Raw genomic sequence first — 21,467 nt, 5'->3', positions numbered from 1 at the left:
CGTTTCAAGCCGTCCTTCGGTTTGAGGGAGGGAATGATGTTTCAGTCTTTTGAAGTTACTGCGCGTCCGGAACAGGGGCCGCCGCGCTTGGCTGCATTGCGGGCCGAGATGGAGCGAGAGGGGCTGGACGGGTTTCTGATCCCGCGCGCGGATGCGCATCAGGGGGAATATGTGGCCCCACGGGATGAGCGGCTGGGCTGGTTGACCGGGTTTACCGGCTCGGCCGGGTTCTGCGCTGCACTGCGCAATGTGGCCGGTGTGTTTGTCGATGGGCGGTATCGGACGCAGGTCAAGGCGCAGGTTGCCGATGTTTTTACTCCGGTCCCATGGCCGGATGTCAGCCTGAGCACCTGGTTGAAAGAGCAGTTGCCGCAGGGCGGCAAGGTCGGGTTTGACCCCTGGCTGCACGCGGCCGGTCAGGTCTCGGCCGTGGCGAAAGAGCTTGCGGGCAGCGGTATCGAACTGGTGCGCTGTGACAATTTGATAGACCGGATCTGGGCGGATCAGCCTGCCCCGCCAATGAACCCTGTGGCAGCCCACCCGATTGAATTTGCCGGGGAAACCGCCGAAAGCAAGATCGCGCGACTGGCGGAGGGTTTGAATACGTCCGGGCGCGCGGCGGCGCTGATCACCTTGCCGGATTCGATCATGTGGCTGCTGAATATTCGCGGCTCGGATATCGCCTATAACCCTGTGGCGCACGGGTTCGCGATTTTGCACGCCGCTGGGCGGGTTGATCTGTTCATGGCCGCCGAAAAGCTGGGCGGTGTTCGTGACCATCTGGGCGATCGGGTCTCGGTTCGGAACCCTGCGGCGTTTCTGGATGCTGTCGGTCGGTTGGAGGGGCGCGTTCAGGTTGATCCGAACACGGTACCTCAGATCGTTGCAGACGCTTTGGGGGACAAGATGGTTGACGGCGGCGATCCCTGTGCCGTCCCGAAAGCCTGTAAAAACCCGGCTGAAATCGCAGGCAGCGCCGAGGCGCATTTGCGTGATGCGGTTGCGGTGATCGAAACCTTGTGCTGGTTGGATGGACAAGGCCCCGGTACCGTCTCTGAAACCCAGGTCGTGACGCGGCTGGAAGAGAGCCGGCGTAAAGACAATGCGTTGCAGGACATTTCGTTCGACACAATCGCGGGAACCGGCCCCCATGGTGCAATCATGCATTACCGGGTGACCGAGGCGACCGATAGCAGGTTGGAAAACGGCCATCTGCTGGTGCTGGACAGTGGCGGGCAATATCTGGACGGGACCACCGATATCACCCGAACCATTGGGATCGGCGAGGTTGGAGAGGCCGAGAAAGCCTGCTTCACCCGCGTTCTGAAGGGCATGATCAATCTGTCGATGCTGCGCTGGCCGGTCGGGCTGGCTGGACGTGACATTGAATGCATCGCCCGGGCGCCGCTGTGGCAGGCGGGACAGGATTTCAATCACGGGGTCGGTCACGGTGTCGGCGCTTACCTAAGCGTGCACGAAGGCCCGCAGCGCCTGTCGCGGATCAGCCACGTGCCGTTGGAGCCCGGCATGATCCTGTCGAACGAGCCCGGATATTACCGCGAAGACGCGTTTGGTATCCGCATCGAAAACCTTGTCGTGGTCGAAGAGGCCCCCAACCTGCCTGACGGCGATGATGAACGCGCCATGCTGCAATGGCGTACGCTGACTTACGTGCCGATTGACCGGCGCCTGATCTTGGTAGATATGCTTACCTCCACCGAACGCGCCTGGCTGAACAGCTATCATCAGGCCGTTGCAGAAAAGATCCGGCCAAGGCTGGGCGGCGCGGCTCAACTGTGGTTGGATGCCGCAACAGCGCCGATTTGACATCGGACTGTTACATGGAACGGGCAGAGGAGAGGCCCGAAAAAGGCGAGGAAAAGACGAAATATGACTGAGATCACAATCGAGAAGGCGGACGGAAAGTGGAGCGTTCGCTCGGGCGGTGCGGTTCTGGGCGAAAGCAGCAATGCTCTGGTGCTGCTGGAAGGCGATCTGGATCCAGTGGTCTATTTTCCTCGCGCGGATATCGCGATGGCGTTTCTGGATCAGACGGACAAGGTTACGCATTGCCCGCATAAGGGCGACGCGACGCATTATTCGATCGTGAACAAGTCATCGGTGACAGAAAACGCCGCCTGGAGCTATGAAAGCCCGATCCCTGCCGTGGCCGAGATCAAGGGGTATCTGGCGTTTTATCCGGCGGAGTCAGTGAAGGTTGAACAGATTTAAACCTGTTTGGCTCACCTGTATTTGCCCTGGGTTGCGGCGCGGATCAGACATAGCCCTTGCGCACCAGCGTGCGGTAGCTTGATCGCATCTCGCCCCGGTCGATGTAACATCCCCGCAGATAGCGCTCTCCGCTTGTGGCAGAATACGCCTCGCGGCCATGAACGATCCGGTGGTTGTCGAAGACAAAGCACTCGCCTGCCTGCATTCGAAAGCGGTTGAGGTATTTGGGGCTGTTGATTGCCCGCAGGAACTTGCTGAAAGCCGGGTAATAGGCATCCAGAACGTCCTGCGGCAAATCAAACACATCCGCCATATGCTGCGAGATGGTCACGCCTGACACGGTGCCATTTGTATCCAGTTCGATCACGTGCTGATGCGCGCGCCAGTCGAAATCTTCGTGGTCATAGAAAAACGGCACTTTGTGCTGGACCAGCAGATCAAAGTCTTCGGGGTGTTCGGCGCGGAAATCTTCGGCCACGGCGGCCCCGTCGACAAACAGGCTGTAGCCCCCATCCACGCTGTTTCTGCGGCAATGCAGAAACTGAACACCGGGCGCCATTTCTTCTGACGGTGTGTCGGTATGCATCTCTAGCGCATTGGCCGTGAACGCAAGATTGACGGGGTCTATCTGGACCTTCACATCAAAATACTCACCAGCGACCGAGGGCCGGACCAGCCCGAGGCAATTAGTGAGTTTGGTCAAGGACTCGTCGCTGTCCTCCATATCTGTGATGACGGCGACGCCTTCTTCGATCAAGGCACGGGCCCAGGCCGCGCGGGTTGGCACGTCGTGGATCACGTCATGTTGGCTGAACCGTGGAAAGCTGTCGCTGTGCCCGGCCCGCCAAAGCTTTCTGGGAAGCACCGCCGGATCATCCCGCCCGCCGCGTGTCTGAAATCCCATCAGCCAGTCGATTGAATACCGGCTTTGGTGGTCTTCACCCAGCCAATCGATGATAAGATCATTGCCCTCAACCTCGGCCGATCTGGCCTGCGGGGCTTGTGTCAGCGAAGTAATGTCAAACGTGCGCTCACGCAGTTCTGGGTCAAAGGACGAGGTGCAATTGTCCCGCAGCCAATAGTAGTTGAAATAGACGTCCTGCCCACCGGTGTGGAGAACAAGCCCCTGATCTTTCAGAGCAACCGCACCATTTGTGTTCGACATCGCTGGCTCCTGGCAGATGAAACAACCGCATGTGTTAATCCCGTTTCCGGGATTCTGAAGCGACCATGACGAGATTCGAATTTCGACGCAAAGCCAATTTCAAATTCGCGTATCCTGCTCACGCGACTGTGGTGTGCATGTGAAGCGTGTGGCGTGCACACTGAATGTGGATGCGAACAGGAGGGTGCCATGTCTGTTTCACGTCGCAGATTTGCCGGGTTGATCGGGGTCGGAGCGTTAGTGCCGGGGTCGGTATGGGCGCAAAGCGATCCGGTGCTGGAGGCCATACGCAGCACGCTGTATTCCGGTCGTACCGATTTTGAAGCACAGATGGCTTACCTGATACGGCGAGGAAACCCGGATGTGGTTCCGGCCCTGATCACCGCGATGCGGTTTTCTGACCGGCGGCGGGACGAGATTTCCGAAGTGATTGAAACCCTCTCGGGCCAGAAATACGGCACTGACTGGTTTGACTGGATGCTCTGGCAGGAACGGAACCCGCAACTGGTCCCCCATCCGTCGCTCATCCCGTTCAAACGCGAAGTTCTGTTGGGGATCGATCAGAATTTCGATCTGTTCCTGCGGCCCGAATACCTGACGCGCGACAGGATGAAAATCCGGCTGGAAGAGATCGCATGGGGCGGCGTTTACAAGGATGGCATTCCCTCATTGGACAATCCGACGCTGATCTCGGCCTCGGATGCCAGTTACCTCAGGGACGATGATCTGGTCTTTGGCGTCTCGATCAACGGCGACACGCGCGCCTATCCGCTGCGGATCATGGGCTGGCACGAGATGTTTAACGAGGTGATCGGCGGGGTCCCTGTCGCCCTGGCCTATTGCACCCTATGCGGGTCCGGTATTTTGTTCGAAACGCAGGTCGCGGGTCGGCGCAAGCCCTTTGTGTTTGGCTCGTCAGGGTTCCTTTACCGTTCGAACAAGCTGATGTTTGACCGCGAGACGCATTCGCTGTGGAACCAATATACCGGCAAGCCCGTCGTCGGCCCACTGGTTGACAGCGGGATAGAACTGAAACAGCGGCCGGTTGTCATCACCACCTGGGATAGCTGGAAAACCTCGCACCCTGACACGCGGGCCTTGTCGTTGAACACCGGGCATCGACGGAACTATGGCTCGGGCGTGGTGTATCGCGAGTATTTTGCCTCACCCGAACTGATGTTCCCGGCGCAGGTGGATCAGTCACAGCACCGGCAAAAGGACTATGTGTTTGCGATCCGTCAGTTTGGCGCGGCACGGGCCTGGCCATTGGATGCGTTCAGCCGAACCCGCGTGATCAACGATGCGATTGCGAACCGGCCTTTGGTCTTGATCGGCAACCCGGATCGGCGCACCGTACGCGCCTATGAACGTGCCGGGCACAGGTTCAAGGCTGCGGATGGCGGTCTGGTGGATGAAGCAGGCCGAAAGTGGACCTTGACCGAAGAAATGCTGGTCGGCCCGGATGGCACACAATTGCCACGGGTGGCCGGGCATATCTCGTACTGGTTCGCGTGGGACAACTATCTGGGCGATGCGGCGAGCGTGTATCGCGGCTAGGAATGCTCTTCGGCCGCTGTGGCGGCCAAGGCGCGGTTATACGCCTTCAGCGCATCTACATGATACAAGGCACCAACCGGAGTTTCGGTCCCGTCGTCTTCCAGGATAATCACCGGGATGCATGGAATGTCGTCCCGATCGAAATAGGGCATCGCAGCCTCCAGCGTGGCGCTGGCCTTGACACACAGGCCCTGCTCGATCAGCGCGCGCGCCTCGTCAGCGGTGATCGAGCGCGCGTCGCCAATGGGCCGCATCACTGCCCCGGCCCGCAGCATGGCCAGCAGATAGGCCTGCGGACCGGCGGCCAGATGCACATTGCGACGCTCTAGCTGGGTCAGGAAGAACGACCGATCTACAAGGCGCGAGGCCAGCGCTGTGGACATCGACACCGACACCATCACGGCCAGACCGATCTGCCAGTCTCCGGTCAATTCAAACACGATCAGTGTGGTCGAGATCGGCGCACCAAGAACGGCGGCTGCAACCGCCCCCATTCCGGCAAAGGCATAGAGCGTGTGGGTTCCCGACACGTCGGGCAACAAACCGGTGGCAATCAGACCAAAGGCCAGCCCCGTCAGCGCCCCGATCATCAACGCGGGTGAGAATACCCCGCCCCCCATGCGCCCGCCCATGGTGATGGCAACCGCAACGGTCTTGACCACGGCAAACAGGATGGCCGTCGTCAAAACCAGATCGCCGGTCAGGGCGCGGGTCGTCGTCTCATACCCCACACCGATGATATGCGGGAACCAGATCGCCAGCAGGCCCAGCATCGCACCGGACACAGCCGGGCGCAGCCAACCGGGCAGAGACAGGCGGTTCTGGATGTGGTTGCCAATATCCTCGGCAAAGAAGATCGAGCGCATCAGCAGCAAGGCGACGAACCCGCAGATCAGCCCGAGGATCAGAAAGGCGGGCAGTTCCACGTAGAATTGCAGCGATCCGGGCGTATCCAGCGTAAATTCGGTGACATCGCCATATTCCAGACGGTTGATCACCGTCCCCGCGACCGAGGCGATGACAATCGGCGCAAAGGCGTGCACGGCGAAGTGGCGCAACACCACCTCAAGCGCAAACAGCGCCCCGGCGATGGGCGCGTTGAAGCTGGCTGAAACGGCGGCGGCGACCGCGCACCCCAGCAGATCCCGCCCGGTGATCCCGTCGGCGTGGATGCGGTTGCTGACCCAGGTTGAGATGACACCGGCCATATGCACCACCGGCCCCTCCCGACCGGTTGAGCCGCCCGAACTCAGCGTGATCAGCGAGGCGAAGAACGAGGCGATACCAGCCTTGGTTTCTACCCGGCCATCGCTGACGGCGGCCCCTTCGATCACGTCCGCGACAGACCGCACGCGGCCATCATCGGTAAACTTGTTCAGGATGATACCAACGATCAGACCGCCAATGATGGGGATGATCAACACCATGAACCACGGCAGCATCTCTGCATGGCTGTGCAACAGCAGAATATCCTCGGTGTCGTAGAGATACGCCTGCAGCGCGCGGATCGCCTTGCGGAACCCCAGCGCCATGAACCCGGCGGCGATTCCGATGGCCAGCGCGATGAACCAGAACTGAATCTGGCTGGGCCCACGACGCCGCATCACCCGCCACGCATCCTTGATCGCGGCCATGGCCTGATTGAGCTGGTTGCGCAGAACGGTGCGGGTTGACTGGGTCATTGGCCCTCGGGGATCAATACATACCCCTTAGTAAGCCACGGGGCGGCCATATAAAAGTGCGATAGCGACGGTGGGGGCACCAGGAAACGCCACAAACGGCGTCAGGCGTCCAGCAAGGCGCGGGCGGCAGCGCGCGCTTCGTCGGTGATCGTGTCGCCCGACACCATTCGGGCGATCTCATCCACGCGATCACCTTCGGCCAAGGGCACAACGGTCGAAAGGGTCTGACCCGCGCTTACTTGCTTCTGCACCCGCCAGTGATGCGCAGCCCGCGCGGCCACTTGGGGTGAGTGTGTGACGACCAGCACCTGCCCGCCTTGCGCAAGGGCTGCCAGTCGGCGCCCAACCGCATCGGCAGTGGCACCGCCGACGCCCCGGTCAATCTCGTCAAAGATCATCGTTCGGGCACTGTCATCACCGGACAGGCAAACCTTGAGCGCCAGCAGAAACCGGCTGAGCTCACCACCCGAGGCGATCTTGTTCAGCGGCCCCGACGGTGCGCCGGGGTTGGTGGCAACCGTGAAGGCCACCGCATCGGTGCCTTCGGGGCCGGGATCGGCTGGCGATATTTCTGTCTGAAACACCGCCCGTTCCATTTTCAGCGGCGCAAGCTCGGCCATGACCGCCGCATCCAACTGCCCGGCGGCCTTTTGGCGGGTCGCGCTGAGCCTGGCCGCAGCCGTATCATATGTGGCCTGCGCAGCCTCGACGGCGGCCCGACACTCGGCCAGATCGGCGTCACCGGCGTCCAACTGCCCCAAACGATCCCGCAGAGTATCTGCAAACGGGCCCAGATCATCCGGTGCCACGTTATGCTTGCGGGCCAGCGCGCGGATCGCGAACAGGCGTTCTTCGGCGGCTTCCAGTTCCGCCGGATTGAAGTCCAGCGCCTGAAGGCAGGCGTTCACACCGTCCTGCGCCTCACCCAATTCGATCAGGGCACGCCCCAGCGCAGCGATGGGGTCTTCCAACTGCCCGCCTGCATTGTCGGACACACCTTCGAGCCAGCGCATTGCGTCCGACATCGCGCCTTCGGCACCCTCACCGCCCAACAGGTCAAATGCCCGGGCGACATCATCGCGGATCCGCTCGGCCCCCTGCATCATGCGGCGGCGCGCATCCAGATCGGCATCCTCACCCGGTTGCGGGTCCAGCTTGTCCAACTCGGCCACGGAATGACGCAGGAATTCCTCTTCGGCGCGCATCGCGGCCAGCGCGGCCTCGGTCTCGGCCAATGCCTTGCGGCTGCGCGACATCTCGGACCACGCGCGGCGGACCGATGCCAACTGACCCGAGACCTGAGCGTAGTCATCCAGCAAAACCCGGTGGCCGCGCGGGTTCAGCAATCCACGATCATCATGCTGGCCGTGCAATTCGATCAGCGTTTCGGACAGCGCCCGCAGAACCTCGCCCGAGCAACGACGATCATTGACCCAGGCGGTCTTGCGGCCCTCGGCGGTGTTGACGCGGCGCAGGATCAACTCCTCTCCGCCCGGCAATCCAGCCTCGGCCAGAACCGCATGGGCCGGATGGTCGTCGGGCAGCTCAAACTCGGCTACAACTTCACCCTGCGCTGCACCCTGCCGAACCAGTTCGGCCCGACCGCGCCAACCCAGAACGAACCCCAGCGAATCCAAAAGGATCGACTTACCCGCCCCGGTCTCACCCGTCAGCGCGTTCAGACCCGGCTGGAACGTCAGTTCCAACCGGTCGATGATCAGCATGTCACGGATATCTAAGGCGCGCAGCATCGGGTGTTAGCATCCCCAGACCGTCACCAGCTTACAACCACTGACCCTTGATCGTCTGGCGATAGATCTGGCTGAGCCAGTTGTTGCCACGGCTCTTCAGATCCAGCCCGCGCGAAGTCAACAGCTTGTAGGCATCGTCATACCATTCCGAGGACTGGTAGTTGTACCCAAGGATCGCGCCTGCGGTCTGCGCCTCATCAAACAGACCCAAGGACAGATAGGCCTCGACCAAACGATACAGCGCTTCGGCTGTGTGCGACGTGGTCTGGAAATCCTCGACCACGACACGGAAGCGGTTGATGGCCGCGATATAGTGATCCTGACGCAGGTAATAGCGCCCGATCTCCATTTCCTTGCCCGCCAGATGGTCAAAGGCCAGATCGAACTTCAACACTGCCGAGGTGGCATACTCGCTGTCGGGGTAAACCTCGATCACCGTGCGCAGCGCTTGCAGGGCCTGAAAGGTCAGGCCCTGGTCGCGGCCAACTTCGTCGATCTGGTCATAATAGCTGAGCGCCAACAGATACTGCGCATAGGCCGCATCTTCGTCGGTGGGGTAAAAGTCGATATAGCGCTGCGCGGCGGCGCGGCTTTCTTCGTAATTCTTGTCGGCATGGAATGAAAACGCCTGCATGATCAGCGCGCGTTTGGCCCAATCCGAATAGGGGTACAGCCGTTCGACTTCCGAGAAATACCAAGCCGCGTCGTCCGAGCGATTCTGCGACAGCTCATATTCGCCACGCGTATAAATCTGCTCGGGCGTGAAGCCTTCAAGGTTCTGTTCGCGGTCAGCGCCCCTGTTACCACATGCTGTCAAAACTGCTGCCAGAAGAATCGCGCCCGCGAACCTGACTGCCGCTTTGCTGCCAACCATACTGCCCATCCTTGTCATCATACTCAACGAGGTTTGCCCCGAATTGAGCCATGGTCTAGCATAGATATTTCCGGTGCAAAACGCCTTATGCGCGCTCTGTCGCAAATGTCGTCAGAGTTGATTGAATCAGGCGACCGCCGGAATTTCATCCAGAACAAGGCCCTGACCCGGCAAGCGGGCTGCCTGTTCAGGTGTGCACAGGATCGGACGCACGGCGCCGGGTGTCTCGAACAGCTTGCGCAGCAGGGTGTTGGTCATCGAATGGCCGGACTTGTCACCGGTGAAATGACCCAGGATCGGACCACCCGCCAGATAAAGATCACCCAACGCATCCAGCATCTTGTGACGAACGGCTTCGTCCGCATAGCGCAGGCCACCCGGGGTCAGAACCTCGTCACCCTGCACCACAACAGCGTTTTCCAGCGTACCGCCCAGGGCCAGACCGTTTTCGCGCATGGCTTCCACGTCGATGCGACGGCAGAAGGTGCGGCAATCGCTCAGCTCGCGCACGAAGGATCCGTTGCGCATATCCAGCGTTTTGGTCTGATTGCCGATAGCGGCATCTTCAAAGTCGATATGGAAATCGATGATCAGCCCATCCGCCGGAGCGATAGATGCGCTGGCCCCCTCGCGCGATGCGGTGACGGGTTTCAGCACTTCATAAGCCAGAACCGGGCTGGCCTGACGGCGCACACCCTTGGCCATGATGCCCCGCACAAAGTCGATGGACGACCCGTCCATGATCGGCACTTCGGGCCCGTCAATCTCGATCAGCGCGTTGTGCACGCCGCAACCCGCCAGCGCCGCCATGATATGTTCGATGGTCGACACCGACACGCCTGCATCATTGATCAGTCGGGTGCACAGCGGCGTACGTTCGACAATGTCATAGATGGCAGGGATCAAAGCGTTGCCCAGCTCGATATCCGTCCGTTTGAACCAGATGCCATGACCTGCTGCTGCCGGTTTCAGAACCATGACAACAGGCTGACCGCCGTGCAGTCCGACGCCTTTGAACGTGACCGGAGATTTGAGCGTATGTTGCAAAATGGGCCTCAGCGAGTGGTGTCCAGCCTCGGACGGCTGTGTTGGACACCCAGTTAAGGAAGCGGGCGGTCAGGCTCAACTCACTCTTTGTAACTGAATGAAACATCAATGTAACAGATCGGCAAAACCCTGCTTATCTGCTCATAAATCCTTAACAAATATAGAAAAAGGGCCGCCTGATGGCGACCCTTGACGCTCATTTTGTTACCGCGATCAGTTGGCTTGACGGCGCAGGAAAGCCGGAATTTCGATCCGCTCCTGGTCGGGATCCGCTTCTTCATGCGCTGGTGCCGTGGCGTCAGCCTGCCGCATCGCGGGCTGCTGACGGACCGGCTGCGCGGGGGTATCCGCGGCGTGACCGGTCATGCGGTCGATCAGACGGTTAAAGCCAAAGCGGGGGCGTTCTTCGGCTTCAGCTTGCGGCTGCGGCGCGGGTTCCGGCGACCGTGTTGCGGTCAGACGCTGTGCTGCCGAGGGGACATTCTGCACCGCCGCCTGCAAGCGCTGCAGCGCCTCGGGCGAAGGCGTTCCCGCCGCGTGTGGTTGCGCGGCGTAGGCGTTCGGCGCCTGCTCAACAGGTTCCGGCTGCGGTTCGAATTCAGCGACACGCGGTTGGTAGGCGGGTGGCGGAAGGCCATCATCGTCCTGTTCGTCACGCGGCTGGAATTGCGCGGGCTCTTCGGTTGCCTCGAACAGCGAGGGTTCGCGGTTTTCCGGCATCTGAGGCGCGGCCTCGGCCACTTCTGCCGCGGCAGGCACTTCTTCACGCACAGGTTCTTCGGCCGAAACGGTGCGGGTCAGCGGCTCGGACATCGAACGGCGCGCAACCGGCACATCGCTGGTTTTTTCCGTGGCATCGATCCCGGTTGCCACGACAGAAACGCGCATTCCGCCTTCCATCGCGGTGTCGAGGGTCGAACCGACGATGATATTGGCCTCGGGGTCCACTTCCTCGCGAATGCGGTTGGCGGCCTCGTCCAGTTCGAACAGTGTCAGGTCGTGCGAGCCTGTGATGTTGATCAACACGCCCTTCGCGCCTTTGAGGCTGATTTCGTCCAGCAGCGGGTTGGCAATCGCCTTTTCGGCGGCCTGAATTGCGCGATCTTCGCCGGTCGCCTCGCCCGTGCCCATCATCGCCTTGCCCATCTCGTCCATCACGGCGCGCACGTCCGCGAAGTCGAGGTTGATCAGACCCGGACGCACCATCAGATCGGTCACGCCCTTGACGCCCTGATACAGAACGTCATCGGCCATCGAGAACGCCTCGGTGAACGTGGTCTTTTCATTGGCCAGACGGAACAGGTTCTGGTTCGGGATAATGATCAGCGTGTCAACGACCTGTTGCAGCGCTTCAACGCCGTCTTCGGCCTGACGCATGCGCTTGGCACCTTCGAACTGGAAGGGTTTGGTGACGACGCCAACGGTCAGCACACCCAGTTCCCGCGCGGCCTGCGCGATGATCGGCGCGGCCCCGGTACCGGTGCCCCCGCCCATACCGGCGGTGATGAAACACATATGGGCACCTGCCAGATGATCGACGATCTGTTCGATGCTTTCTTCGGCGGCGGCGGCCCCAACCGTCGGACGGGCCCCTGCCCCCAGACCTTCGGTGACCTTCACACCCAGTTGCACCCGCGCCGAAGACTGGCTTTGCTGCAACGCCTGCGCGTCGGTGTTGGCGACGACAAAATCGACGCCGTCCAACTGTTTTTCAATCATGTTGTTGACCGCGTTGCCGCCTGCGCCGCCAACGCCAAATACTGTAATCCGAGGCTTCAGTTCGTCGTGCCCGGGCATCGAAAGATTCAATGTCATGCTCTGTCCGCCTGTATTTTTGTTCCGCCAAAGCGGTGTTTTTCTTACCTATCCTTGTTCGATTCTATCCTTGTGATGCGCAAAGGTCACGTCAAAAATCGCGCAAATCCACAAAATATGGAGGAAATAAGGCATCAAACGGCGGTATTTCGCACCAGCCGCCAAATCTTGCGGAGTGGCCTAAAGATGCCACAAGACAGCCGAAAACCGCGCCGTGGCAATTGATTTGCACACGGACGGAAATCCCGGTTTTGGTAGGGCGGAAAACTGCTCAATGTCCTGCCGCCGGGCCTCTGACGGGCCTTGTGGATATCTTTAGGGATAAATCCCGCAGCCGCAACCGGTTTCTTTAGCTGATCGGGGCACTTGGACAGTCCAAGCCGTTTTCGGTGATGCTGCGCACCTCTTGAATTTCGCCGTTTGTCAATGACGCCAGCCGGACCATCAGGCGGTCTTCATGCAGAAACGGCCACCAGCAGACCGGAATGCCATCCGGGTCATTGTCATATAGAAAGCAGATCTGGCCGTTGGGCGTGGTGATCTGCCCGTAGACGCAGCCCCTCCCTGCTTCCCGCCAGACCGAAGTTCTGTGGTTCAGGAATTCCTCCGTTCCGACCAGATCACCGCTGCGGATCTCGTAGAACATGACGGTTTTGCCGATAACGGCGTCCAGAAAAACCTCGGGCGTGATCAGGGTTTGGGCCGGGGCGAGACCCGGCCACAACACCAGAGCGGCGCCGCCAAGGGTTTTACCAATTGTCACGGAACCACCGCACCGCGCGCTTGAACGGGCGCGCGGCATAGGTATCGACCGGAATTTCGAAATCCCACCATTCGTCCTGCGGATGTGCCGCAAACAGGCTGAGACCTACGGCTGAGGAAAAGCCCGGCCCCGTCGCCGATTGCGGCAGGCCGTGAACGCGCAGCGGACGGCCCAGGCGGACCCTTTGACCCAGAATGCGCGTGGCCAAACCGTCCAGCCCCATGATCTGGCTGCCGCCCCCGGTCAGAACGATCTGCTGGCTGGGCATATGTTCGAACCCGGCGGCATCCAGCCGCACGCGGACCTCTTCCAGAATTTCCTCGACCCGAGGCCGCATGATACCGATCAATTCAGCCCGGCTGACGGTACGGCGATCATGCTCCCAATCGCCGGTATCGCCGCCGATATCGATCAGGTCGCGATCATCGGCCCCGGTGGCATGGACGCCGCCGTTAAAGGTCTTGATCCGCTCGGCCACGGCAGTCGGCACGCCGAGACCCATCGAGATGTCCTGCGTCACGTGATCGCCGCCCATGCGCACGCAGTCGGCATAGATCATGTGTTTCTTCATAAAGATCGAGACGCTGGTCGTGCCACCGCCCATGTCGATACAGGCGGCACCCAATTCCTGCTCATCCTCGACCAGCGCCGAGATGCCCGACACATAGGCCGAGTTCGCAATCCCCGCCAATTCCAGATCGCAGCGTTTGATGCAACGCACGATGTTCTGAATCGCCACAGCGTCGACAGTCAGCATGTGCATGTCCACGGCAAGGCTCTGCCCCAACTGCCCACGCGGATCGATCAGGCCCGAGCGGTTGTCCAGCGCGAAATTCACCGGCTGGGCATGCAGCACCTCGCGCCCTTCGCCGTAATCGGGCACGTCGCAGGCGTTCAGAACACGGCCGACCTCGGCCTCGGTGACAAGCTGACCTTCCAGATCGACCTGCGCGTCCAGCCCGTAAGAGCGCGGGTTTGCCCCCGAAAACGATGCGATGACATGATCGACGCGGATATCCGCCATCTTCTGCGCCGCCTGCAGGGCGGTGCGGATGGCGCGTTCGGTTTCCTGCATCGCGGTAACTTCGCCGAACTGGACCCCGCGCGAACGGGTGGTCGCAGCCCCGATCACCCGGAACCCGGTTTGACCGGCCATGGAACCGATCGAGTTATCCTCGGACAACCGCCCGGTGCCGTCGAAGCGCAGGACAAGGCAGGCGATTTTGGAACTGCCCACATCCAGAATGGCGACAACGCCACGTTGCATCGCCTGCCGGCGCATCTGCCGCATGGCGCGTTGGGACTGATAAAGATCGGTCATCATGGTTGCTACTGCCCGTTACTCGCGTTCACTTTTGTATTCCACCAGTCTTCGCTGGCGGCTTTGGTCATTCTCATAGTTGGCCGGTTCCCAAGGCGCATGTCGACCACGGCCACATCACGCTCCAGCAGGTCCTGCACCTCGTTCACCGCCAGCACACGCTCCAGCGCGCGCACCGGGCGCTCGGTCGGCAGCATGATCCGCTGACCACGATCCAGCACCAGATCCCAGCGGCGCTCACCCACGCGCACCAATCCCCGGACACGAGTGCCAAGGCTGCGCGAGGTCTGAAAAATCTCAAGCGCCTCGGCCACATGCGCATCCGCACCTTCGCCCGCAATCAAGGGCAGGCCCGCATGATCCTTGCGCGAGGCCGCCTGATCCACGTGCACACCGGTCTCATCCAACAGCTCAACGCCGTCACGGGTGCGCCAGACGATCACGGGCTGCCGTTCGACCACATCGACCTGAAGGATGCCTCCGGGCCGGATTCGCACGGTCGCGGATTTCACCGGGTCCAGCCCGGTGATCGTGTCGCGCATCTGTTCGACATCCAGATCCCAGGAACTGATCGGGAAATCCAACGGCACCACTTCGCGAATATCGTCGGCCAGACCGGCCCCTGCGCCATCAATGGCCATCAGGTTGACCATGAATTCCGGACGCTCCTGAATCGAGGTGCGGATGTCGGCGATATAGGTGCTGACCGCCTCGCGCCGATCTTCCGACGCAAAGTACAGGCCGATGGCAGCAGCCACCGCGCAAATCGGCAGGCCCAGCTTGACACCCAGTCGAATGCCCGGCGTCAGCATCCACCGCTGGAACCGATAGCTGAGCCGCGACGGCGCAGGATCAGCCCGGCGCGCTGTGCGGTTGAACAGCTTTACTCCGCTCAAGCGCAGAACGGGCTGAGTGTCATGGGGTTCCGTATCCGCAGATTCAAAATCGGCATCCGGACCGGCCAAGGCCTTGGTTCGGTGAATCACTGGCGCGCGGGTGGCTGTCAGCGGTCGCATGAGGCGTCCTCCACCATCCACACACAAAGCTGGCCGAATGTCATGCCCAGATGCTGCCCCTGCTCGGGCACCAACGAGGTCGGCGTCATGCCCGGCTGAGTATTGGTCTCCAGCAGGAACAAGCCGTCGCGCCCCTTGCTGTCGTCCCAGCGGAAATCGGTCCGGCTGACGCCCTTGCAGCCCAGCACATTGTGGGCGCGCAACGCGTAGTCCATGCACAGATCGAAAATCTCGGACGGAATCTCGGCAGGCAACACATGCCACGAGCCGCCGGGCTTGTATTTGGCGTCATAGTCATACCAGCCGCCATCGGTCATGATCTCGGTCACGGTCAGGGCGCGATCGCCCATCACCGTCACCGTCAACTCGCGCCCCGCCACGTATTGTTCGACCATCACCTGATCGGGCATGTCCTCGGACAGCTGCGGCGGGCCGTTCGCGTTTTCATGCACGATATAAATGCCGACGCTGGACCCTTCGTTGTTGGGCTTGGCCACGTAGGGCGGTGCCATGACATGATCGGCCATCACATCCGACTTGGCGGCAATCACGCTTTCCGCGATGGGCAGTCCGGCCACCCGAAACGCCTCTTTGCTGCGCTGCTTGTCCATCGCCAAGGCCGAGGCCAGCACGCCCGAATGCGTATAGGGAATGCGCATCCATTCCAGCAGGCCCTGCACACAACCGTCCTCACCCCAGCGGCCATGCAGGGCGTTGAATACAACATCCGGTTTGATGTCCAATAGGCGCGCATAGAGGTCGGGACCCGCGTCCAGCTCGACCACTTCAATGCCTTCTCCCACAAGGGCGGCTGCGCATTCGCGCCCGCTGCTGAGTGACACCTCGCGTTCCGCCGAGGGGCCGCCCATCAATACCGCCACTTTGGGGTTTGTCCTGCTCGACATACCCAACGTGCGCCTCAATGTCCCCGGACCTTATGTGGTGGTCCGTACTGCGTTTATGCCTTTGATCCGTCGCCTGGATTTGCCTGTTATGGTCTGACGGTTGGGGCTTTATTCTGTCAGCGGATCGCCGACCCGCATGATTTCCCACTCTAGCGTGATGCCGCTTGTTTCGTAAACCTTTTTTCGCACCTCTTCGCCTAGCCCTTCGAGGTCGGCAGCGGTGGCGTCACCGGTATTGATCAGGAAATTCGAGTGCTTCGGGCTCATCTGCGCACCGCCCTTGGTGGCCCCGCGCATCCCCGCGTCATCGATCACCTTCCACGCCTTGAGGTCATGCACGTCGTCTTCCCGCCCCGTTGACGAGAACCCCGCCGGGTTACGGAAGGTCGATCCGGCGCTACGGTCCTTGGTCGGCTGCGTCTCATCCCGCTTTTTCAATTGTGCGTCCATGCGGGCGTGCAGTTCTTCCGGATTGCCCGAGGGGCCTTCGAACGTCGCCGAAACCAACACCGCGCCTTCGGGCAGATCGGTCTGGCGGTATCGGAAGTTCAGATCCGCTGGGGTCAGGTCCACGACCTCACCCTGCCGCGTGACGATGGTGGCTTTGCGCAGAACATCCGCTGTGTAACTGCCATAGCAGCCCGCGTTCATCCGCACCGCGCCTCCGACAGATCCGGGAATGGTGCGCAGAAACGTCAGGTCAACCCCCGCATCCGCCGCCTTCCGCGCCACATGCGCATCCAAGGCCGCAGCGCCTGCGGTGACGGTGTTACCGTCGATGGAGATACCATTGAAACCGCGCCCCAGCCGGATCACCACGGCACGCAAACCACCATCGCGCACGATTAGGTTCGACCCGACGCCCATCGGAAAAACAGGAGTATCTGCGGGCAGATCGCGCAGAAAGCCCCGCAAGTCTTCCAGATCGGCAGGTTGAAACAGATAGTCCGCCGGCCCTCCGACACGGAGCCATGTCAGGTCGTTGAGGCTGCGATTTTGGGACAGCCTGCCGCGTGTTGATGGAAGAGTGCTCATGGCCGCTAGATCGCGGATTTAGGCGTCCAAGGCAAGACGTATAAGGGATACGTTTCTCAGACCCGCCGACGCAGCCACCGCCCCAGATAAATCACTGGCCACCGAAGCACGGACATCCCCATTCCCAGCACCAGCAAGCCAATCCAGGGGCCATGCTCGAACGTGACATACCCAACGATTGGGATGCCAACCGCGATCAAGATGTAGGCGCGGGTCCAGTGGTTGTCCTTGCTGGGGATCATCGCCAGCACGTTGGCGGCCACACCCCAAGCAGCGGCGAGAGCAATCGACCAGCTCATTCCGTGACCTCCCGGCCCGTCCATTTGCGCCAGTAAAAGCGGATGGGATTGCGGAACATCGACACGAACCCGGCAAAGGCCGCAACCGACCAGAACCAGCCGTGATCATAACCCAGCCACAGGATCAGAACCGGCGCGCAGATCAGCAGCAAGATACCCGGAGGGAATTGCAGCCGCATCGGCAACAGCGCCACGATAGTCGCGCAGATCACCCAAAGTGCGGCAAAGATCATCGAATAGTCCATTCGCCCCCTCCACGGGTACGCGGTATCAGTGAATACTCTATCACACTTTCAGGTTGTGCGGCAAATGAGGATGAACGTCAAACTGCTTGTTTTCTTTGCAATCTCTCAGGCAGCCCGTTGGCCCACGCGCTGATCGTACCGGCCCCGAGGCAGACGACCATATCGCCCGGACGAGCCTGTTCCCGAACGAGACGTTCCAGATCATCCTCGCTTAGGATCGCGCGCGCATGGCGGTGGCCGTGACGGATCAGACCTTCGACCAGATCGTCACGGGACGCGCCTTCGATTGGGTCCTCTCCGGCAGCAAACACTTCGGCAATGGCGACGACGTCGGCATCGTTAAAGCAGGTGCAGAAATCGTCGAACAGGTTGGACAGGCGGGAATAGCGGTGCGGCTGGTGGACAGCGATCACACGGCCTTCGGTCGCCTGACGCGCGGCTTTCAACACAGCAGCGATTTCGACCGGATGGTGGCCGTAATCGTCGATGATGGTGACTCCATCGACCTCGCCGACCTTGGTGAAGCGACGGTTCACACCGCCGAAATTGGCCAGTGCCTCTCGGATTTCCGCGGCCTTCATGCCCAGATGGCGGGCGACGGCCACCGCAGACAGCGCGTTTGAAACGTTGTGGTCGCCCGGCATCGGCAGGGTGCAGCCCTCGATCACTTTGTCTTCGTATTGCAAGTGGATGTCGAAATGCGCGACGCCGCCCTTGTAGGTCAGGTTCTCGGCCCGCACATCCGCCTGCGCGTTAAAGCCATAGGTGCGCACGCGGCGGTCGGTGATACGGCCCACCAGAGCCTGCACCTCGGCATGATCGGTGCAGCAGACAGCCAGACCGTAGAAGGGCAGGTTCGAGACGAACTCATAGAACCCATCGCGCAACGTGTCGAAATCGCCCCAATGCTCCATATGCTCGGGGTCGATATTGGTGACGATGGCGATGGTTGCAGGCAGGCGGTTGAATGAGCCATCGGATTCGTCGGCCTCGACCACCATCCATTCGCCCTGCCCCATTCGCGCGTTCGAGCCATAGGCGTGAATGATGCCGCCATTGATCACGGTGGGGTCGAAATCACCCGCGACCATCAGCTCGGCCATCATCGTGGTCGTGGTGGTTTTGCCATGGGTTCCGGCAATCGCGATATTTGACCGCAAGCGCATCAGTTCGGCCAGCATATCCGCCCGGCGGACAACAGGCAGGCCTTGGGCGCGCGCCTCATCCAGTTCCGGGTTGCCCGGTTTAATCGCGGTCGACGTGACAACCACTGCAGCGTTCTTGAGGTTCTCGGCCTTTTGCCCCACGAAAATCTCGGCTCCCAGCGAGGCCAGACGGTCGGTGATTTTCGACGCCTTCAGATCCGATCCCTGAACCCTGTACCCAAGGTTCAGCAACACCTCGGCAATGCCGGACATCCCGATCCCGCCGATCCCGACGAAATGGATCGGCCCTACGTCCTGCGGCAGTTTGGTTGCTGGGGTCATGTGGTCTCCTTCTGCGCCAGTTGCTCGACCTGGGCAACCAGACGCTCGGTGGCGTCCGGTGCCCCGACCGACAAGGCGGCGTGGGCCATTTTCTGTGCGGCTTCGGGGTTTGTCAGAACCGTGGTCATTTGCTCGGTCAACGCGGCGACGTCAAGAGCATTTTCAGGGATCATGATCGCCCCGCCCGCCTGTACCAGACCTCGGGCATTGGCGGTCTGGTGATCGCCAGCGGCGGCGGCAAACGGGATCAGAATCGAAGGTCGCCCGATGACCGAGATATCAGCCACGCTGGACGCGCCCGAGCGGCTGATCACCAGTTGCGCGTCCGACATACGGCGGGGCACATCATCAAAGAACGGCTGAACATCGGCGCGGATGCCATGGTCGGCGTAGAAGGCGGTGACGCGGTCGCCATCCTCGTCCCGCGCCTGATGCGAGACGCGGATGTAGGATCGAAGGAATTCGGGCAATGCAGCGATCGCTCCGGGTACGACATCGCTGAGGATGCGCGCGCCCTGCGATCCGCCCATCACCAAAACCGACATCGGGTATTCGCCCGGCGGGATATAGGGGGCAGCCGCACGATCCAGAACGGCGGCGCGTACCGGATTGCCGGTGTGAATACCATGCGCGCCCTCCGGCAAGTCGGTCGGCCATACGCCGCAGGCCACCTGCGCAACGCGAGTGGCAAACAGTTGGTTCACACGTCCAAGAACGCCGTTCTGTTCGTGGATCATGCGCGGGATTTTCAGCAGTGTCGCCGCACCCAGTGCCGGGATCGAGGGATACCCCCCGAAGCCCACGACCACTTCCGGTTTGTCGCGCATCATCTGAAAGGCCATGCTGGCGACGCCGCCAGCAATCTTTGGCCCGACCAGCGCCTTGGCAGCGAGACCCCCACGCGCGAAAGTGGCCGAGGATGCCTCGACAATCTCAACGCCTTCGGGGAAGGCACCGGTATAGCGCGCGCCGCGCGGATCGGTGGACAGGCGCACGCGCCAGCCCTTGTGCAGCATCGCCTCGGCCAGCGCTTGCGCCGGGAACATGTGGCCCCCGGTGCCGCCCGCCGCAATCAGAAGGTAGGGTTTGCTCATCAACCTCGTCCGCGCAGAATATCGCCAAGCTCGCCCTGTGGGCGGGTGCGGGTGAAGGCCAGTAACATGCCGATGGCGATGCCGCCTGCGATCAGGGACGAACCACCATAGCTGACAAAGGGCAGCGTCATGCCCTTGGCAGGCAGCAGGCGCACCGCAACACCCATATTGATCATCGCTTGAACGCCGAACATGCAGGCCAGACCGGTGCCCGCCAGTCGGATGAACATGTCCCGTTCGCGCATCAGCCGCAAAAGCGAGCGTACAACGATCAGCGAATAGAGCGCGATGATGATCAGCACCAGGATCAGGCCGTATTCCTCGGCCGCCACAGCGATGATGAAATCCGTATGCGCATCGGGCAGAGACCACTTCACCTGCCCCTCACCCACGCCAACACCAAACAGACCGCCTTCACGGATGGCGTTGGTGGCATAGCCAAGTTGGGTGGTCGGATCGACCTCTTGATTCAGAAACCCGTCGATGCGGCGCGCAAAGTGGTCCGAGTTGGAATAGGCGAACATACCGCCCAGCACGACCACGCCCGCCATGCCAACCAGCAGCAGCATGGGCGCCCCGGCCACGAAATACATCACGCCCCAGCCGAACAGGATCAGACACGCCTGCCCGAAATCGGGCTGCATCACCAGCATCCCGACAATCGCCATGCACAGTGCAAAAGACCACAACCGCCCCGGAGGGCCGTTGATCTGCTGCGAGGCCGCCAGCAACCATGCGGCCACAACCACAAATCCGGGCTTCAGAAATTCAGAAGGCTGCAACGAGGCGAAGCCCAGCGAATACCACCGCACCGCCCCTTTGCCAAAATCGGTACCAAAGATCGGCAGGAAGGCCAGCGCGACGAACGCCCCCAGAAAGCCCAGAACCGCCAGACGGCGCACAAGGGTCGGAGACATCATCGACGTCAGCAGCATCGCAATCAGCGCCAGCCCGCCGAACAACACCTGCCGTTCAACATAGTGAAACGGATCAAACCCGTTGCGCCCGGCCAGCGGCGGCGATGAGGCCAGCCCCAGCAACAGCCCGATGACAAACAGGATCAGAACGCAGGACATCGTCCAGCGATCAATCGTACGCCACCACTTTGGTAGAATCGGTTCCCCGCGCTGGTCCTGGACCGCGCCATACACCATCTCAGTCATGAGATACCGCCACTTA

The 21,467-nt window shown here is 61.1% G+C and carries 19 protein-coding genes; 3 read left to right on the top strand and 16 right to left on the bottom strand.

Annotated elements, in window-relative coordinates; all coding sequences use genetic code 11:
• The first annotated feature begins 36 nt into the window (after window positions 1-36).
• Window positions 37-1,827, top strand: coding sequence for an aminopeptidase P family protein (locus ACR0KJ_RS00535; protein WP_480625720.1), 1,791 nt, complete (start codon window positions 37-39; stop codon window positions 1,825-1,827).
• A 63-nt stretch (window positions 1,828-1,890) separates the two neighbouring features.
• Entirely contained in the window at window positions 1,891-2,232 is a 342-nt protein-coding gene (locus ACR0KJ_RS00530) for a DUF427 domain-containing protein (RefSeq protein ID WP_170734337.1), read from the top strand.
• Window positions 2,233-2,275: 43 nt separating this feature from the next.
• Here ACR0KJ_RS00530 and ACR0KJ_RS00525 read toward each other — a convergent pair whose 3' ends face one another.
• Window positions 2,276-3,397, bottom strand: a complete 1,122-nt coding sequence (locus ACR0KJ_RS00525) for a TauD/TfdA family dioxygenase (protein WP_480625719.1) — start codon at window positions 3,395-3,397, stop codon at window positions 2,276-2,278.
• 189 nt (window positions 3,398-3,586) lie between these two features.
• Here ACR0KJ_RS00525 and ACR0KJ_RS00520 point away from each other — a divergent pair, with 189 nt between their 5' ends.
• On the top strand, window positions 3,587-4,954 hold the full coding sequence (locus ACR0KJ_RS00520; protein WP_170622372.1) for a DUF3179 domain-containing protein: 1,368 nt from the start codon (window positions 3,587-3,589) through the stop codon (window positions 4,952-4,954).
• Here ACR0KJ_RS00520 and ACR0KJ_RS00515 read toward each other — a convergent pair.
• The 15 genes from ACR0KJ_RS00515 to ftsW all read right to left on the bottom strand — a co-directional run bounded on the left by ACR0KJ_RS00515 (window position 4,951) and on the right by ftsW (window position 21,451).
• A complete protein-coding gene (locus tag ACR0KJ_RS00515; RefSeq protein ID WP_170452070.1) occupies window positions 4,951-6,636 on the bottom strand; it encodes a chloride channel protein in 1,686 nt (561 codons plus the stop codon). The genes ACR0KJ_RS00520 and ACR0KJ_RS00515 overlap by 4 nt on opposite strands.
• Before the next feature lie 101 nt (window positions 6,637-6,737).
• Window positions 6,738-8,387 carry a DNA repair protein RecN gene (recN, locus tag ACR0KJ_RS00510; RefSeq protein ID WP_480625718.1) on the bottom strand — a complete coding sequence of 550 codons (1,650 nt, stop codon included), beginning with the start codon at window positions 8,385-8,387 and terminating at the stop codon, window positions 6,738-6,740.
• A 31-nt stretch (window positions 8,388-8,418) separates the two neighbouring features.
• Window positions 8,419-9,261, bottom strand: coding sequence for an outer membrane protein assembly factor BamD (locus tag ACR0KJ_RS00505; RefSeq protein WP_170452073.1), 843 nt, complete (start codon window positions 9,259-9,261; stop codon window positions 8,419-8,421).
• 126 nt (window positions 9,262-9,387) lie between these two features.
• Window positions 9,388-10,308 carry a UDP-3-O-acyl-N-acetylglucosamine deacetylase gene (lpxC, locus tag ACR0KJ_RS00500; RefSeq protein WP_480625717.1) on the bottom strand — a complete coding sequence of 307 codons (921 nt, stop codon included), beginning with the start codon at window positions 10,306-10,308 and terminating at the stop codon, window positions 9,388-9,390.
• Window positions 10,309-10,521: 213 nt separating this feature from the next.
• Window positions 10,522-12,123 (bottom strand): cell division protein FtsZ, encoded by a 1,602-nt coding sequence (ftsZ, locus tag ACR0KJ_RS00495; protein WP_480625716.1) that lies wholly within the window; start codon window positions 12,121-12,123, stop codon window positions 10,522-10,524.
• A 349-nt stretch (window positions 12,124-12,472) separates the two neighbouring features.
• Entirely contained in the window at window positions 12,473-12,886 is a 414-nt protein-coding gene (locus ACR0KJ_RS00490) for a hypothetical protein (RefSeq protein WP_480625715.1), read from the bottom strand.
• Window positions 12,873-14,207 (bottom strand): cell division protein FtsA, encoded by a 1,335-nt coding sequence (gene ftsA / locus ACR0KJ_RS00485; RefSeq protein ID WP_480626263.1) that lies wholly within the window; start codon window positions 14,205-14,207, stop codon window positions 12,873-12,875. Before ftsA ends, ACR0KJ_RS00490 begins: the two co-directional genes overlap by 14 nt.
• A gap of 8 nt (window positions 14,208-14,215) precedes the next feature.
• The gene (locus ACR0KJ_RS00480) at window positions 14,216-15,223 is read right to left on the bottom strand and encodes a cell division protein FtsQ/DivIB (protein WP_480625714.1); all 1,008 of its coding nucleotides are present in this window, start codon (window positions 15,221-15,223) and stop codon (window positions 14,216-14,218) included.
• Window positions 15,211-16,128: a D-alanine--D-alanine ligase gene (locus ACR0KJ_RS00475; RefSeq protein WP_480625713.1), complete on the bottom strand. Its 918-nt coding sequence runs from the start codon at window positions 16,126-16,128 to the stop codon at window positions 15,211-15,213. Before ACR0KJ_RS00475 ends, ACR0KJ_RS00480 begins: the two co-directional genes overlap by 13 nt.
• A 108-nt stretch (window positions 16,129-16,236) precedes the next feature.
• Window positions 16,237-17,163, bottom strand: a complete 927-nt coding sequence (gene murB / locus ACR0KJ_RS00470; protein ID WP_170452085.1) for a UDP-N-acetylmuramate dehydrogenase — start codon at window positions 17,161-17,163, stop codon at window positions 16,237-16,239.
• A gap of 56 nt (window positions 17,164-17,219) precedes the next feature.
• Window positions 17,220-17,462, bottom strand: coding sequence for a DUF2484 family protein (locus ACR0KJ_RS00465; protein WP_170452087.1), 243 nt, complete (start codon window positions 17,460-17,462; stop codon window positions 17,220-17,222).
• On the bottom strand, window positions 17,459-17,707 hold the full coding sequence (locus ACR0KJ_RS00460) for a DUF2484 family protein (protein WP_170452089.1): 249 nt from the start codon (window positions 17,705-17,707) through the stop codon (window positions 17,459-17,461). Before ACR0KJ_RS00460 ends, ACR0KJ_RS00465 begins: the two co-directional genes overlap by 4 nt.
• Before the next feature lie 77 nt (window positions 17,708-17,784).
• A complete protein-coding gene (gene murC / locus ACR0KJ_RS00455) occupies window positions 17,785-19,194 on the bottom strand; it encodes a UDP-N-acetylmuramate--L-alanine ligase (protein WP_170523373.1) in 1,410 nt (469 codons plus the stop codon).
• The gene (locus tag ACR0KJ_RS00450; protein ID WP_170523369.1) at window positions 19,191-20,288 is read right to left on the bottom strand and encodes a UDP-N-acetylglucosamine--N-acetylmuramyl-(pentapeptide) pyrophosphoryl-undecaprenol N-acetylglucosamine transferase; all 1,098 of its coding nucleotides are present in this window, start codon (window positions 20,286-20,288) and stop codon (window positions 19,191-19,193) included. Before ACR0KJ_RS00450 ends, murC begins: the two co-directional genes overlap by 4 nt.
• The gene (gene ftsW, locus ACR0KJ_RS00445; RefSeq protein ID WP_170452095.1) at window positions 20,288-21,451 is read right to left on the bottom strand and encodes a putative lipid II flippase FtsW; all 1,164 of its coding nucleotides are present in this window, start codon (window positions 21,449-21,451) and stop codon (window positions 20,288-20,290) included. The genes ACR0KJ_RS00450 and ftsW overlap by 1 nt, the downstream gene beginning before the upstream one ends.
• Between the last annotated feature and the right edge of the window lie 16 nt (window positions 21,452-21,467).

The sequence above is a fragment of the Ruegeria sp. AD6 genome, from assembly GCF_056542325.1.
The sequence above is the reverse complement of the archived record's forward strand: the minus strand, read 5'-3'. Positions and strand labels throughout refer to the sequence as shown.